General features: G+C 48.4%; 12 protein-coding genes. 5 read left to right on the forward strand and 7 right to left on the reverse strand.

The features are described from left to right. The first annotated feature begins 298 nt into the window (after nt 1-298). Nucleotides 299-598, forward strand: a complete 300-nt coding sequence (trxA, locus tag NBH16_RS18970) for a thioredoxin (RefSeq protein WP_005855547.1) — start codon at nt 299-301, stop codon at nt 596-598. On the opposite strand, the gene NBH16_RS18975 is transcribed toward trxA, so the two are convergent. Beyond that, nucleotides 595-2,178 (reverse strand): YfcC family protein, encoded by a 1,584-nt coding sequence (locus tag NBH16_RS18975; protein ID WP_048927735.1) that lies wholly within the window; start codon nt 2,176-2,178, stop codon nt 595-597. The genes trxA and NBH16_RS18975 overlap by 4 nt on opposite strands. Beyond that, nucleotides 2,175-3,446, reverse strand: a complete 1,272-nt coding sequence (locus NBH16_RS18980) for a DNA recombination protein RmuC (RefSeq protein ID WP_048927736.1) — start codon at nt 3,444-3,446, stop codon at nt 2,175-2,177. Before NBH16_RS18980 ends, NBH16_RS18975 begins: the two co-directional genes overlap by 4 nt. 164 nt (nt 3,447-3,610) lie before the next feature. Here NBH16_RS18980 and tpx point away from each other — a divergent pair, with 164 nt between their 5' ends. After that, on the forward strand, nt 3,611-4,111 hold the full coding sequence (tpx, locus tag NBH16_RS18985) for a thiol peroxidase (protein WP_005865275.1): 501 nt from the start codon (nt 3,611-3,613) through the stop codon (nt 4,109-4,111). A 97-nt stretch (nt 4,112-4,208) separates the two neighbouring features. On the opposite strand, the gene NBH16_RS18990 is transcribed toward tpx, so the two are convergent. Next, nucleotides 4,209-4,889, reverse strand: a complete 681-nt coding sequence (locus tag NBH16_RS18990) for an ABC transporter ATP-binding protein (RefSeq protein ID WP_005865277.1) — start codon at nt 4,887-4,889, stop codon at nt 4,209-4,211. Nucleotides 4,890-4,938: 49 nt separating this feature from the next. Beyond that, nucleotides 4,939-7,281 (reverse strand): ABC transporter permease, encoded by a 2,343-nt coding sequence (locus tag NBH16_RS18995; RefSeq protein ID WP_250788969.1) that lies wholly within the window; start codon nt 7,279-7,281, stop codon nt 4,939-4,941. Nucleotides 7,282-7,456: 175 nt separating this feature from the next. On the opposite strand from NBH16_RS18995, the gene NBH16_RS19000 reads away from it, so the two are divergent. Genes NBH16_RS19000 through NBH16_RS19010 form a run of 3 tightly spaced genes read left to right on the forward strand, consistent with a single transcriptional unit; the run spans nt 7,457 to nt 10,142 of the window. Further along, complete coding sequence (locus NBH16_RS19000; RefSeq protein WP_036613417.1) at nt 7,457-7,981, forward strand: response regulator; 525 nt, start codon at nt 7,457-7,459, stop codon at nt 7,979-7,981. Continuing rightward, nucleotides 7,978-8,820: a sensor histidine kinase gene (locus NBH16_RS19005; RefSeq protein ID WP_008771670.1), complete on the forward strand. Its 843-nt coding sequence runs from the start codon at nt 7,978-7,980 to the stop codon at nt 8,818-8,820. Before NBH16_RS19000 ends, NBH16_RS19005 begins: the two co-directional genes overlap by 4 nt. Nucleotides 8,821-8,834: 14 nt before the next feature. Then, nucleotides 8,835-10,142 (forward strand): MATE family efflux transporter, encoded by a 1,308-nt coding sequence (locus NBH16_RS19010; RefSeq protein WP_048927738.1) that lies wholly within the window; start codon nt 8,835-8,837, stop codon nt 10,140-10,142. A gap of 136 nt (nt 10,143-10,278) precedes the next feature. On the opposite strand, the gene NBH16_RS19015 is transcribed toward NBH16_RS19010, so the two are convergent. The 3 genes from NBH16_RS19015 to NBH16_RS19025 are packed head-to-tail and all read right to left on the reverse strand — an operon-like array spanning nt 10,279 to nt 13,920. Further along, nucleotides 10,279-11,988, reverse strand: a complete 1,710-nt coding sequence (locus NBH16_RS19015; RefSeq protein ID WP_048927739.1) for an acyl-CoA dehydrogenase family protein — start codon at nt 11,986-11,988, stop codon at nt 10,279-10,281. 2 nt (nt 11,989-11,990) lie between these two features. Beyond that, nucleotides 11,991-13,010 carry an electron transfer flavoprotein subunit alpha/FixB family protein gene (locus tag NBH16_RS19020; RefSeq protein ID WP_048927740.1) on the reverse strand — a complete coding sequence of 340 codons (1,020 nt, stop codon included), beginning with the start codon at nt 13,008-13,010 and terminating at the stop codon, nt 11,991-11,993. 4 nt (nt 13,011-13,014) lie between these two features. Beyond that, the gene (locus NBH16_RS19025; RefSeq protein ID WP_048927741.1) at nt 13,015-13,920 is read right to left on the reverse strand and encodes an electron transfer flavoprotein subunit beta/FixA family protein; all 906 of its coding nucleotides are present in this window, start codon (nt 13,918-13,920) and stop codon (nt 13,015-13,017) included. Nucleotides 13,921-14,228: the final 308 nt, after the last annotated feature.

Here is a 14,228-nt window from a genome sequence, read left to right on the forward strand (position 1 = left end):
AAAGTATCTCTGATGGCAGAATCAACTGTGCCAATGCTAATAGTCCTTGATTGTTCATGGTACAAAGGTGCAAATTTTCTATAGAATTAAAGAATTTTCCCCCTGATTTATCGGGTGAGCCGTTTTGATCGTTGTTTATTGATCTTTTATGGAAAACTTTGAGTGTTATCTATCGGTTATTATATAGAAGATTTCGAGATAGAATTTCATAATTTTGTTTTTGATGGGATAAGGGCTATTAAGCAGGATTCCTGTATTTGAGATTAAACAGATTGTAAATATTTAAAAAGTAGATAAGATGGAAACATTTGACGATATCATTAAAGGGGATAAACCTGTATTGGTGGATTTTTTTGCGACATGGTGCGGCCCGTGTAAGGTGTTGAGTCCGACGGTCGAGGCATTGGGGAAGGAGTTGGCGGGACAAGTGCGTGTCCTTAAAATTGATGTAGATAAGAACGAGGCACTTGCCACACAGTTGAGGATCCAATCCGTACCCACTTTGATCATCTTTAAGAAAGGTGAGATCGTATGGCGCTCTTCCGGCGTGATGGATCACGGAAGCCTATTGCGGAAGGCGCAAAGCTATATCGATTAAAAGCCGTTCATCGGGATCAATACCGTTGGGATCAATAATAGGAATCCTAGGATCACTAGGACAAGGATGAATTTCCATGCCCATTTGAACCATTTATCATACGGAATACGGCTTACTCCTAGAACCGCTATCAGAACACCAGATGTGGGAGTTATCAGGTTCGTGAAGCCATCGCCAAACTGAAAGGCCATGACGGTGGCTTGCTTGGATAAACCGATCAACTCCGAGAATGGGGCCATGATAGGCATGGTGAGGGCCGCTTTGGCACTTCCGGAAGGAATAACTAAATTGATAAGCGTTTGAATAACGTACATCATCCCGACCGTAGCTACTTGTCCCAAACCTTCCATCCCTTTCGCTAGGTTAAAGAGAATCGTATCGATCACTTTACCGTCTTGCAGGATTACGATAATACCTCCAGCTAAGCCGACAACCAAGGCGGCGCTCATAATATCCTTGCAGCCCTCTAAGAATAGTTTCACAAGCTCATTCGGATCGCGTCCATTGGCAATTCCCGCCGCTATGCCCAAGGCGAAGAACAAGGTCGCTATTTCCATAATATACCAACCGTAGCCCATTACGCCTGTTATCAAGAAAAAGATCGTGAAGAATAAAAGGTTCAATATATATAAGTGCACGGTTTTCCGTAGGGCAAATATCGAGCTGATCACGAACGCTACGCTAAGAATCGGAATTAAGGGTAGTCCCTTGATTACGCTATTTCCTATTTTTAAGGATGTCTGGGGGTAATAGAACGAAAAGATAACGAGTACGATAGCCAATAGGACGAAACTGATCCATGCGGCTTTCGGGGTTCTGTATACGATTTCCAAGGAATTGGTACTATGCAAATCTCTCCAATATTGATCATCCTCATAGACTGGTGACAATTGAGGGTTCTTTTTTACCTTGGCGGCATAACGCAATATCCATGTGAAGCCTACCACATTGATAATACACCAGCAAACGATGCGATACTCGATACCGGAGAAAAGAGGAATCCCCGCCAAGCCTTGCGCTATACCGATCGTGAAAGGGTTTAAAATCGCCCCGGCGAAACCTAATCCCGCCGCTATAAAAACCATACATACGCCAGTTATGGAATCGTACCCCATAGATATCGCCATCGGGACCAAGACCAGACAAAAAGCGATGGTTTCCTCACTCATCCCGAATACGGCTCCGAATAGGCTGAAAAGTAGCATGATAGCAGTTAATAAGAAATTGTCCACACCTATTTTACGAAGGATAGGGTTGTTCTCCATTTTGCGTGCTTTCCGCAGGAAACTGACTGTTCCGATATCAAATGCCTTACTGTCGTTCACGATCCAGAATGCACCACCGATGATAAGGATAAAGACAATGATATCCGCCTTGTCTACAAATCCTTTATAAAAGGCGGAGAGTACTTCCCAAGTCTGAGGTACGCTTTCCACGGATTCATATACAACGGTTCGCTCTCCGTCCGGGCTGATACTTTCCGTATATTGCCCACCGGGAATAACCCATGTCAATATGGCGCAAAATAAGATGATGTAAAAGATAATTACGTATGTGTGGGGTATTTGTCTCTTTTTCATGATTCTGTTTTTTCGTCTTCTTCTGTTAATATTCCGATCTCGGGAAGGATAGCTCGGGCCTCACGGTCACTAAGCGTATCTACGTCTTTGAGTTTACGTTGGATGGCACGGGTACGGGTACCTAAAACCTCTTCTATTTGCCCGCTGGCGGTTTGCAAGTTCTTTTGGGCTTTCTCGAGCATACCGCCTACTTTCTCGAATTCTTTTTTCACGGCCCCTAAGATCGTCCATACCTCCCCTGAGTGCTTTTGGATCGCCAATGTACGGAAGCCCATTTGTAAACTGTTTAGTATGGCCGCTAGGGTAGTGGGACCTGTTACGACTACCTTGTAGTTTCGCTGCAAGTCCTCCAATAAAGCGGAACGGCGTACGACCTCGGCGTAAATGCCCTCGAACGGCAGGAACATAATGCCGAAATCGGTCGTGGCGGGAGGCGCCAGATATTTGTCCGAAATATCTTTAGCCATCTTCTTGATCGTTGTCTCCAATAATTTTCCGGCTGTCTCGATCGCTTGGGAATCTGCGGCATCGTAAGCGTCTAGGAGCTGTTCGTATACATCTTTCGGAAATTTAGCGTCTATGGGAAGGTATACGAATTCTCGGGCATCATCCCGCCCGGGGAGCTTGACTGCGAATTCAACGACAGCGTCCGAACCTTTCCGGGTACGCACGTTCGCCTCGTACTGCTCGGGGGCCAATAACTGCTCCAATAACATACTGAGTTGGATCTCCCCGATATTTCCCCGGGTCTTAACATTACTAAGTACCCGTTTTAATCCTCCTACATCCTGCGCTAAGGTTTGCATCTCGCCCAGTCCTTTTTGTACACTTTCTAATTGTTCGGTGACTAAACGGAAAGATTGCCCGATACGGTCGTTCAATGTCTTTTGAAGTTTCTCGTCTACGGTGACTCGGATTTCTTCCAGTCTTTTTTCCGTGTTATCCACTAATCTCTGCTGGCGTTCGTCCAAGGCGGCGAATTTCTCTTTCTGCAACCTGTTAAAAGAATCGATACCACGTTCGAAAGCTTCCCTGAACTCGTTCATGGAATGAGCCAGTTCTTCTCGGTTATCTTTCGCTACCAAACGGCTTTCTTCCCGGTTCAGGCGGAAGTCTTCCCTAAAGTTTTTCTCGATACGGTCGAACGAGTGTTGTATCTCGTTTAGCAACTTTTCCAGGTCTTCTTTGTTATTATTTAGCTGTTTAGGACGCAAAAGGATTTGCATCACGATGATTATAAGAAGTCCGCCGATAATAATCCAATCCATCTGTTTTTGATTTTGACGTCAAAGATAGGTAATCTGTATTTTGCAACAGTGGTTAAATAGAGTTAAATAAAAGAACATTGTTTATTTTCGTTTGTTTTATCGACAGAAAGCTGCTTATATTTGTGCAGCCAACTTAAGTAAGACTATTAAATTTACATACAAAGATGGCAAAAGTAACATTAAAAGGTAACGAGATTCATACGAACGGCGAGTTGCCGAAAGTTGGGACAGAGGCTCCGGACTTCAAGGGTGTAAAAAGTGATTTATCCGAATTGTCGTTAAGCGACTTGAAAGGAAAGAAAGTGGTGATAAATGTTTTCCCGAGCTTGGATACAAGTGTATGTGCGGCCTCGGTAAGACGCTTCAATAAAGAAGCCGCTTCGCATCCGGATACGGTAGTATTAGCTGTTTCTAAAGATTTACCTTTTGCGCATGGACGTTTCTGTACTACGGAAGGTATTGATAAGGTGATTACATTGTCTGTGTTCCGGTGTTCATGTTTTGAGGATAAGTACGGGATGCTTCTGGTAGACGGTCCGCTGAAAGGGTTATTAGCCCGTGGCGTGATAGTGGTCGATGGAGCTGGTAAGGTGGTTTATGAGGAACTTGTTCCCGAGATTACTACCGAGCCGAATTACGATGCGGCTTTAGCTGCATTGAAATAAATGTAGTAGATTATTGTTTTTCATTGGTTAAAGTTAAGGGTTAGTGTAGGAGGCCGTCGGATGTGAATCCCGCGGCCTTCGTTTTTGTGTGAAGAGGCTAAAGTTTTCCTTCCAGCTCGTCGACGATTTGCCCATCGAAGAGATTGATGATACGGTCGGCGTAGGTCGCATCATGTTGCGAGTGTGTCACCATGACGATCGTAGTCCCTTCGGCATTCAGTTGACTGAGTAATTTCATAATTTCAAGACTGTTTTTAGAGTCGAGGTTTCCAGTCGGTTCGTCCGCCAATATCAGCATCGGTTTACCTACGACGGCGCGAGCGATGGCGACACGTTGCTGCTGGCCGCCGGAGAGTTGCTGCGGATAATGTTTGGCACGTTGGCTGAGGCGTACTTTGCGCAGGATGTCGAGTACTTGTTGTTTGCGCTCAGCCTTGGGGATGCCGAGGTATTTCAATTGGAGGTCTACGTTTTCCTCGACTGTAAGCTCGTCAATGAGATTGAAGCTTTGGAAGACGAAACCAATGCGTCCCTTGCGATAGCGTGTACGGTCTTTCTCCTTTAGGTGTCCCACCTCTTCGCCTTCTAATAGATAGCTGCCCTCGTCCGGGTTATCTAGCAGGCCGAGAATATGCAGCAGGGTTGATTTGCCGCATCCGCTGGGTCCCATGATGGCGATGAACTCGCCCTTTTTCACTTCCATGCTTATGCCATTGAGCGCGATGGTTTCTACTTCTTCCGTCCGGAAGTTTTTGCTGAGGTTCTTTATTTGAATCATGACTTGTCTTGTTTTTGTGAGAATGTATACCTATTATAGAATGTTGCTTTTATTCGGTCCGGATACTTTTGATGGGGTTACGGCGGGCGACTTTTAGGGTTTGCCCGATGATTGACACGAAAGCGATGGCTATGGTTGCCAAAACTGCCGCAGTTATGAGATACCACGGGAAGGCGATGCGGTTATAGAACGACTCTAAACTGATTTGAACCGCTTTCACGCTGATGGGCAGGGCGAAACAGGCGGCAAGCAACGAGAGTGCCATGAATCGTTTGGAAAGTTCCCATACCGCGCCACTTGTCTCGGCTCCCATCACCTTGCACAAGGCGATCCGTTTGCTTTGCTGTTCGGTGTAGCTTATCGACATGGCCAGCAGTCCCAAGGCAGAGATGAGGATGGAGATGGTCATGAAGCAAAGGACAAGCATCAACGTGTTCTTCTCATGGGTTAAATCCTTGTCCATATAATCGTCGATATAATCGGCTTCCAAGTCTTTCGGCATCCCGATCACTTCATTGGACACTTCCCTGCAAGTGCGGCGGATGGCGGCTAAGGCTTCCGCCCGATCGCCTTGTGCCTTGACGATTTGATGGATGATGTAGCCTTGTGGGTTCAACACCATAACGGCTCCATGCGAATCGGGTTGGGGTGTGTTCAACGCGCCCAGCGAACGATAGTTGCGGATGACACCACAGACGTTGTATCGATAGCCGCCCTTGTCGCTATTTTTTCCAAAATGGGGTCTGCCGGATGAAAGCTGGTAACGACGGCAAGTCTCTTCCGTTACCCAAACCATGTCGGGCAGTGGGTCAGACCAACGTTCTACCACTTCGAAGCCCAACAGCCGGAATGCGGCGCTGTCCATATCCGAAAGGTGGAGCCACGAGTATCCTTCTTCTTCCGATTGCAGTACACCATCGTGACCAGTGAAGAAAGGCAGTCTTCGTGCCAATGCTACTTCTGTCACTTGGGGTAATGCCTGTAAACGTTTCTGGAGGATGACTTGCTTGTCGTAGGTGTGTCCCAAGTCCCATGTCTTGACGAATACTAGGTCTGTATTATAACCGGTCGGCAGGGTGGCAAGGTGGTATATTTGGAAGGCCATGGTGAGTCCCAAGGTGATGAGTACCGTGCTGATGACATTCTGCACGATGATGAACAAGCGGCTGAACAGTTGCTTGTTGTGCATGCGGAAATTTCCTTTTACGATATCTATCGGACTGTATTTGTAGGTGATGATGGCTGGTAACAATCCCGATATGCCGGCGATTCCTACCCATAGTAACAGCGAATAGGCTACCATCGCCGGTGAAGAGACCAAAGCGATCCGGGTGGAGAGCAAGTACTCGAAATAGGGCTTTGTGATGACGGCAACTAAGCAACCGCCGATGAAACAACCGGTTGTGAAGATGGCGGACTCTGCGAGGTAGCGCAATACGATTTGCCCCGCCGAGTCACCCATCAACCGGCGGGTTGCCATTTCATGGGCTCGTTTGCTGGTTTGCGATACAGTTAGGTTGATGTAATTGAAGATAGCCGAGAGGAGCAACACGAATGCCAACGAGAACAAGATTTGTACCTGTTTCCGTGTCCCTTTACGGAAAGGGCCGTATTGGTTCAGGGGAGAGAAATAAATCTCGTCCATGCGTGTCACCGAAGAACCCCAAAAAAGCCTGTTCGTGCTGTTGTCTTCTTTCCAGTATTCCCAATAGCCTTTATACTTATCGAGTAGTTTACGGGTAACAACATCGGGAGTTACCCCTTCTTCCAACGTAATGAGTATTTGCGTTGAACCATAACTGTCCATCCATGCATAATCCTTTTCTGCCAGTTTGAAAGGAATCAAGATGTCTATCGGTTTCAACAGCTCTGTCGAGCTGAAAGCCGGGAGAACCCCAATGACCCGTAGCGGTGTCTGGTTCAAGTACATCACGGTACGGCCGATCGGATTTTCATTCCCGAATACTTTGTGGGCGAATGGCTCGGAGAGGATGACCTCGTCTGTTCCGATCAGTGCTTTGTTGCGGTCGCATCCGATGAGCGTATAGTTGAGCATCTGGAAAAAATTAGGATCTGCCGCGATGCCGTTTACTTGATAATATTGGTTGTCTACCATGAAGTCGGCCGCTTCAATATGGATCAGGTGTGTCCACTCTTTTATTTCCGGAATGGAAGGGAACAATTCCGGGGCAGTCTCGGTTGTCATACCGATCCCATCTCCATAGCCGACAGCATATAATTGGTGAGAGTACGATTGATTGTTACCGATATTAAATTCGGTGTCAGCATACGAGGTCAGAAGGATGACAACTCCCAGTGCGATAGCTAATCCGAAGAACTGGATGGCTGTGTAGAGTTTGTTGCGGTCGAGAAAGGTAAAGTACGATTTCATATTTTGCTTGTTTTTGATACAAAGGTATAGAGCGGTTGGCATCTGGCAAGGGCTTGGATGCCCGGTTGCGGTAGTTTGTATGAAAATCATACACCCGCTTGTATGATATTCATACAGCCTTTTTCCGTACCTTTATCCCCGATAAAAGAGATAAAGGAAAACAAACGAATCGGATATGGCGAATTACGGGACAATATTGGTGGTAGATGACAATCCGGCGATTCTTACGGCGGTCAAGATCTGCTTGGCCGGTGAGTTTGACAGGGTATTGACACTCGCTTCTCCCGACACGCTTCTTACGGTATTGGCACAAGAGGTGGTGGACGGGATTTTGCTCGACATGAACTTCACGCAAGGGGGAAACTCCGGACAAGACGGCTTGCTTTGGCTTCGGGCGATCCACAAGAAGCATCCGGCTATCCCGGTGGTACTGGTGACGGCATATGCTGATATCAAGTTGGCGGTGCGTGGTTTGAAGATGGGGGCGGCAGACTTTGTTGCCAAGCCGTGGGATAATCAAGAGCTGATCCGTGTCTTAAAAGATGCGATTGATGCCGGGCGTAAAGTGGTTCCATTGGAACAGGTCGAGGCGGAACATGTGAGCAAGGTGGTGGAGTGTTGCCACGGCAATATCAGCCGGGCCGCCGAATTGTTGGGAATTACCCGGCAGACGTTGTATGCTAAAATAAAAAAGCGATGATGTTGATAGGCACTTTGGGAGTCGTTGTCGTTCTCTTTATCGGATGGTTCTACCGCCATCAGGTATTGTTGAGAGACCGGGCGCATCTGATGCGTGAGGCGATTCGTAACCAAGAATTTACGTTTCGTCTTCCTGTGAAAGGCCTGTTCTTCGGGGAGCGGGCGTTGCAAGAGGCCCTTAACGAGACGGGCAGGGACATCGGGCAGTTGCTTGCCCGCAATGAGGTGGAATCGTGGCAACGGCTGACCCGTGTGCTTACGCATGAGATTATGAATGCCACTACGCCTATCGCCAGTATCAGCCAGGCCTATCTGGAGCATCCCGCGATTGCCGGGACGGTTTACGAGGAGGGGATCCGTGCCATTCACGATACCAGCCGGGGACTTGCCCTGTTCGTGGACAGCTACCGGAAACTGGCGGAACTGCAAGAACCTGTTATCGGAGAGGTCTATTTGAATGATTTTATGGAAGGGATCCGGGCTCTTTATCCCGATTTAGAGTGGCATCTTTCCATCCCTTTGTCTGCTACGATGTGTACGGATCAGAATATGTTGCGGCAAGTGCTGATTAACCTGATCCGGAATGCTTGCGAGGCAGGGGCTACGACCGTGGATGTGCGTTGGAAGAAGGGGTTGTGGGTCAGCAACAATGGTGCGCCTATTCCGGTGGCTATCGAACGGGAGATTTTTATTCCTTTCTTCACGACTAAAAGGACGGGTTCCGGTATCGGCTTGTCGCTTTCCCGGCAGATGATGGTGCGGCAAGGCGGGGATCTTTGTTTGGCGCAGCGCTCTGTGCCGGGTTATCAAGTGACGTTTATAATTTCTTGCGTAGGATAAATTTAGGATAGGATATGAATCGGAAAATACTTCAGCTGGCCATACCTTCTATCGTCTCCAATATAACCGTGCCTTTGTTGGGCCTGGTGGATGTGGCGATCGTAGGGCATCTGGGATCGGCGTCGTACATTGGGGCGATCGCCGTGGGCGGGATGCTGTTTAACATGATCTATTGGATATTCGGCTTTCTCCGGATGGGGACAAGTGGTATGACCGCCCAAGCCTACGGGAAACGGGACTTGACGGAGGTCGTCCGGACCTTGCTGCGGGCTGTCGGGGTAGGGCTTTTGATCTCCCTCGGGCTTTGGATCCTTCAATCCCCGATCCTGAGGGGTGCGTTTGTTTTGATCGACGCGACGGAGGAGGTGAAGCGATGGGCCTCTCTTTATTTTAATATCTGTATTTGGGGAGCGCCGGCCGTATTGGGTTTATATGGCTTTGCCGGTTGGTTCATCGGTATGCAGAATTCTCGTTTCCCGATGTTTATCGCTATCACGCAGAATATCGTGAATATTGTGGCCAGCCTATGTTTCGTGTTTGTGCTGGGTATGAAGGTGGAAGGTGTAGCGCTGGGAACACTGATCGCCCAATATGCGGGCCTCTTCATGGCGTTTGCTCTTTGGTTGAAATATTATGGGCGTCTGAAAGCGTATATCGATTGGGACGGTCTTTGGGGTGGGGAGGCGATGCGTCGCTTCTTCTCGGTCAATAGTGATATATTTTTCCGGACCTTGTGCTTGGTCGCTGTTACTACCTTCTTTACCTCTACAGGTGCGAGACAAGGGGATGTGATATTGGCCGTAAATACCTTGTTGATGCAGTTGTTTACCTTGTTCTCTTATATAATGGATGGTTTCGCTTATGCGGGAGAGGCATTAGCCGGCCGGTTTATTGGGGCTAAAAACGATGTGGGGTTACGTAAGTGCATTCGTTTGTTGTTTCTGTGGGGAATTGGCCTCTCTTTATCATTCACGATTCTTTATGCGTTTTTGGGAAAGGATTTTCTGGGACTGTTAACGAACGATACCTCGGTCATTGAGTCTTCCGGAGATTATTTCTATTGGGTATTGGCGATCCCTTTATGCGGATTCTCCGCTTTCCTTTGGGACGGTATCTTTATCGGGGCCACGGCTACACGCCAGATGCTTTACTCGATGCTCGTGGCCTCGGCTACTTTCTTTATTATGTATTACCTGTTTTATCGATCGATGGGAAATCATGCGTTATGGATGGCTTTCCTTGGATATCTCTCCTTGCGAGGTGGTATGCAATGGATACTTTGGCGATATAGGAAAATTACAATGCCCATTATAAGCAACTGACAATGCCCATCGTAAGCGGCTTATAATGCCCAGTATAAGGAGCTTATAATGCCCATTGTAATAAATAAAGAAAGCGAGGCTTCTATCTGGTTGATAATCAAGTCTCGCCTTCTTTGTTATGTAGAATGATAGTTGTTTATCGTTGTCTGTATGAGATCAATTCTTCTGGGTTGAATCGTCCGATATAACCCTGATGTTTCTCAATCTCAGCCTCTACGTAATTGGTGTAAACAACCGCGGACTTAGCGAACAGCTCCGGCGCTTTCGTCGCATCTTGGATCAATAGATGAGCCATGATGATATCAGCGGCCATCTCCATCAAGCGGCGAGCCACGAAATCGAGTAATTCCTGATCTTGAGACTCTTTTACTTTCGCCATGCTAGCCTCAAACTTATTAGCCATCTCTACTAAACGAGCCTTCAGCGGTTCCATCTCGGCAGAGCAAGGGATCGCCTCGAATTCACGGATGGTAGCTAGGTAAGACCCGTTTGTCACGTAACGTATGGCCGCTACGGTCTGCAATTGCGTCGTGCCTTCATAGATGGAGGTGATACGGGCATCGCGGTAGATACGTTGGCAAGCATACTCCATCATAAAACCGGAACCTCCGTGTATTTGGATGCAATCATAGGCATTCTGGTTGGCGTATTCGGAATTCATACCTTTTGCCAACGGGGTGAAAGAATCCGCCAATTTGGCGTATTGCTTCTGTTCCTTACGCTCTTCCGGAGTCAGTTTACGCTCACGGGCGATGTCGTCCAGTGCCTTGTAAATATCAACGTAACGAGCGGTTTGGTATAACAACGCACGTCCGGCATCCAGCTTCGCTTTCATGATGGCGAGCATGTCGTAAACAGCAGGGAAGTCGATGATTGCCTTACCGAACTGCTTGCGGTCTTTGGCGTAGGCCAATCCTTCGTTGTAAGCGGCTTGGCTGAGGCCTACCGATTGTGCGGCGATACCTAGGCGTGCGCCGTTCATCAAGGCCATCACGTATTTGATCAAGCCCAGTTTGCGATCGCCACAAAGCTCTGCTTTCGCGTTCTTGTAAACTAACTCGCAAGTAGGAGAGCCGTGGATTCCCAATTTATTCTCGATACGGCGTACGTTTACGCCCCCTTCCCGTTTGTCGTAGATAAACATGGACAAACCACGTCCATCCTTGGTACCTTCCTCGGAACGGGCCAATACGAGGTGAAGATCCGCGTCGCCATTCGTGATGAATCGTTTTACGCCGTTCAACCGCCAGCAATTCTCTTTCTCGTCGAAGGTAGCCTTTAGCATCACGGATTGCAGGTCGGAGCCAGCGTCCGGCTCGGTCAGGTCCATAGACATGGTTTCTCCCGCGCAGATACGTGGGATGAAACGGCTGTGCTGATCCTCGTTGCCGAACTCATATAAGGTTTCGATACAATCCTGTAATGACCAGATATTACCGAAGCCGGCGTCAGCCGCCGCTACGATCTCCGCGCACATGGTGTACGGCGTGATCGGGAAGTTCAAGCCACCGAAACGGCGAGGCATCGTCATACCGTTCAAACCGGCTTTTACCATCGCGTCGAGGTTCTGCTTCGTGCCGGAAGCATATTCCACACGGCCATTCGCGCAGTGAGGACCTTCGGCATCTACGCCTTCCGCGTTAGGGGCGATAATCTCTCCGGTGATCTCTCCGGTAATCTCCAGCACCTTATCGTACGAGTCTATCGCATCGGCATAATCTTGCGGCGCGTAGTCGAACTCTTCCTTGTCTCTGTACTCGCGTTCCTTCAGCTCGCAAATACGTTCCATCATCGGATTGTTCAAGTGATACTTGAGTTCCGGTATGTCTGTATAATAATTAGCCATCTTTACTTACTGTTCTTTTTGTAATACTTAATCATCTTAGGAATCACCTCTTCTACCGTACCATTGATTACGTAATCGGCGATCGTGTTGATCGGGGCGTTCTCATCATTATTGATCGAAATGATGATACCGGCGTCTTGCATGCCGGCGATATGTTGGATCTGCCCGGAGATACCGCAAGCGATATACAATTTCGGACGCACCGTGACACCGGTCTGACCGATCTGACGGTCGTGGTCGCAGAAACCGGCATCGACAGCCGCACGGCTGGCGCCTACCTCGGCGTGAAGCTCTTTCGCCAAATCGAACAATAAATTAAAGTTCTCCTTGGAGCCTACGCCATAACCTCCGGCCACTACGATCGGAGCGCCTTTCAGGTTGTGCTTCGCTTTCTCTACATGACGGTCGATCACCTTCACCACATAGTCTGTCTCGGGGACATACTTCGCTACGTCGTGGCGGATCACTTCGCCTTTATAGTTCTCGTCAAGGACTTCCTTTTTCATCACGCCCTCACGAACGGTCGCCATTTGCGGGCGGTGTTCCGGGTTGATGATCGTGGCTACGATGTTACCACCGAACGCCGGACGGATCTGATATAATAAGTTCTCGTAGGTGATACCCGCTTTCTTATCCTCGTGCGAGCCGATCTCCAAAGAGGTACAATCGGCTGTCAAGCCGCTTGTCAAGGCCGAGGATACACGAGGACCCAAGTCGCGACCGATCACCGTAGCGCCCATTAAGCAGATCTGCGGTTTCTCCTCCTTGAACAAATTAATCAAGATGGAAGAATGGGGAAGTGACGTATAAGGGAACAGACCCGGAGCGTCGAACACATGAACCTTGTCGACGCCAAACGGCAATACTTGTTTCTCTACACCCTCAAGACCGGAGCCGGCAACAATCGCTTCCAGCCCACAGCCTAATTGATTGGCTAGTTTACGACCTTTGGTCAGAAGCTCAAGACTTACATCGGCAACGTTCGTGCCTTCTATCTCACAATATACAAATACGTTGTTCATAATCTTATCCGATGGTGTGGTTAGCTAACAGTTCGACAATCAAATCCTCTACATCTTGGTCGGAACCGGAGATCGTCTTGCTTTCCTTGGCCTGGAAGACGATGTTCTGGATCGCTTTTACCTTCGTCGGCGAACCGCTAAGGCCGCATTGAACCAAGTCTCCATTCACGTCGGCCACGCTCCATTCCTGGATATCCAGATACGGGCGGGTCTTGTACAATTCCGGGTAGCGAACGGTCGGTTCTCCATCTTGGTGACAGGCGGGTTGTGCGTTCCGTTCCTGTTTGCCCATGGCGTATTTGTACTTCTGTACCAACTTCGCGTTACGAGGACGGCAGGGAGCGGCGGAACCATTCACGGTGATTACGATCGGAAGCGGACCTTCCACGGTCTCGACACCCCCGTCGATATGACGTTTTACGGTGATACGTCCGGCCTCTTTATCTACGTTCAGGATTTCCTCGGCATACGTGATCTGGGTCAGTCCCAATTTCTCGGCGACTTGCGGACCTACCTGTGCCGTATCGCCGTCGATCGCTTGGCGACCACCGATGATAATATCATAATCGTTGATTTTCTTGATAGCCGTGGCAAGCGCATAGGATGTGGCTAGCGTGTCGGCTCCGGCAAACGCACGGTCGGTCAACAAAAAACCGCCGTCAGCACCACGATACAAACCCTCGCGGATGATTTCGGCGGCACGTCCCGGGCCCATCGTCAGCAGCGTAACTGTTGTCCCGGGGTAAGCGTCTTTCAAGCGTAACGCTTGTTCCAACGCGTTCAGGTCTTCCGGGTTAAAGATCGCAGGCAAGGCGGCGCGATTGATCGTACCGTCCGCTTTCATGGCGTCCTTTCCCACGTTTCGTGTATCCGGGACCTGTTTCGCTAAAACAATAATTCTTAAACTCATTTTATATAGGAATATTAGATTTTTATATTGATATAATACTTCTACTTATTTATTAATCTTGCGTTGCAAAAGTAATCAAACATTCTTTATAACAAAGAACTTTGTGAAGGAATTTGCACACTTCGCGCATGTTTGAGCAGAAAACACTAGCATGTGATGACAGCCTCCTTCCGGGATTTATGACAAAAGTACTGTTTGTATCGGGAATACTAAGGGGCAGGCCATTAAAGAAACTATCGGTATCGGCATGTGGCGTAAGCACTATCGGTGTGGGCTTACGCCACTACTGTTTTGGCCCGATGCCTATA

The organism is Parabacteroides sp. Y3-G-102 (assembly GCF_023656845.1).
Taxonomy (GTDB): Bacteria; Bacteroidota; Bacteroidia; order Bacteroidales; family Tannerellaceae; genus Parabacteroides; species Parabacteroides distasonis.

Bases quoted from the DNA above. Each gene is read 5' to 3' on its own strand.
- NBH16_RS18990 (WP_005865277.1), bottom strand. From the start codon at position 4,889: ATGATTCAAATAAAGAACCTCAGCAAAAACTTCCGGACGGAAGAAGTA.
- NBH16_RS18995 (WP_250788969.1), bottom strand. From the start codon at position 7,281: ATGAAATCGTACTTTACCTTTCTCGACCGCAACAAACTCTACACAGCC.
- NBH16_RS18975 (WP_048927735.1), bottom strand. From the start codon at position 2,178: ATGAAAAAGAGACAAATACCCCACACATACGTAATTATCTTTTACATC.
- NBH16_RS19025 (WP_048927741.1), bottom strand. From the start codon at position 13,920: ATGAGTTTAAGAATTATTGTTTTAGCGAAACAGGTCCCGGATACACGA.
- NBH16_RS19000 (WP_036613417.1), top strand. From the start codon at position 7,457: ATGGCGAATTACGGGACAATATTGGTGGTAGATGACAATCCGGCGATT.
- NBH16_RS19020 (WP_048927740.1), bottom strand. From the start codon at position 13,010: ATGAACAACGTATTTGTATATTGTGAGATAGAAGGCACGAACGTTGCC.
- NBH16_RS19005 (WP_008771670.1), top strand. From the start codon at position 7,978: ATGATGTTGATAGGCACTTTGGGAGTCGTTGTCGTTCTCTTTATCGGA.
- NBH16_RS19015 (WP_048927739.1), bottom strand. From the start codon at position 11,988: ATGGCTAATTATTATACAGACATACCGGAACTCAAGTATCACTTGAAC.
- trxA (WP_005855547.1), top strand. From the start codon at position 299: ATGGAAACATTTGACGATATCATTAAAGGGGATAAACCTGTATTGGTG.
- NBH16_RS18980 (WP_048927736.1), bottom strand. From the start codon at position 3,446: ATGGATTGGATTATTATCGGCGGACTTCTTATAATCATCGTGATGCAA.
- NBH16_RS19010 (WP_048927738.1), top strand. From the start codon at position 8,835: ATGAATCGGAAAATACTTCAGCTGGCCATACCTTCTATCGTCTCCAAT.
- tpx (WP_005865275.1), top strand. From the start codon at position 3,611: ATGGCAAAAGTAACATTAAAAGGTAACGAGATTCATACGAACGGCGAG.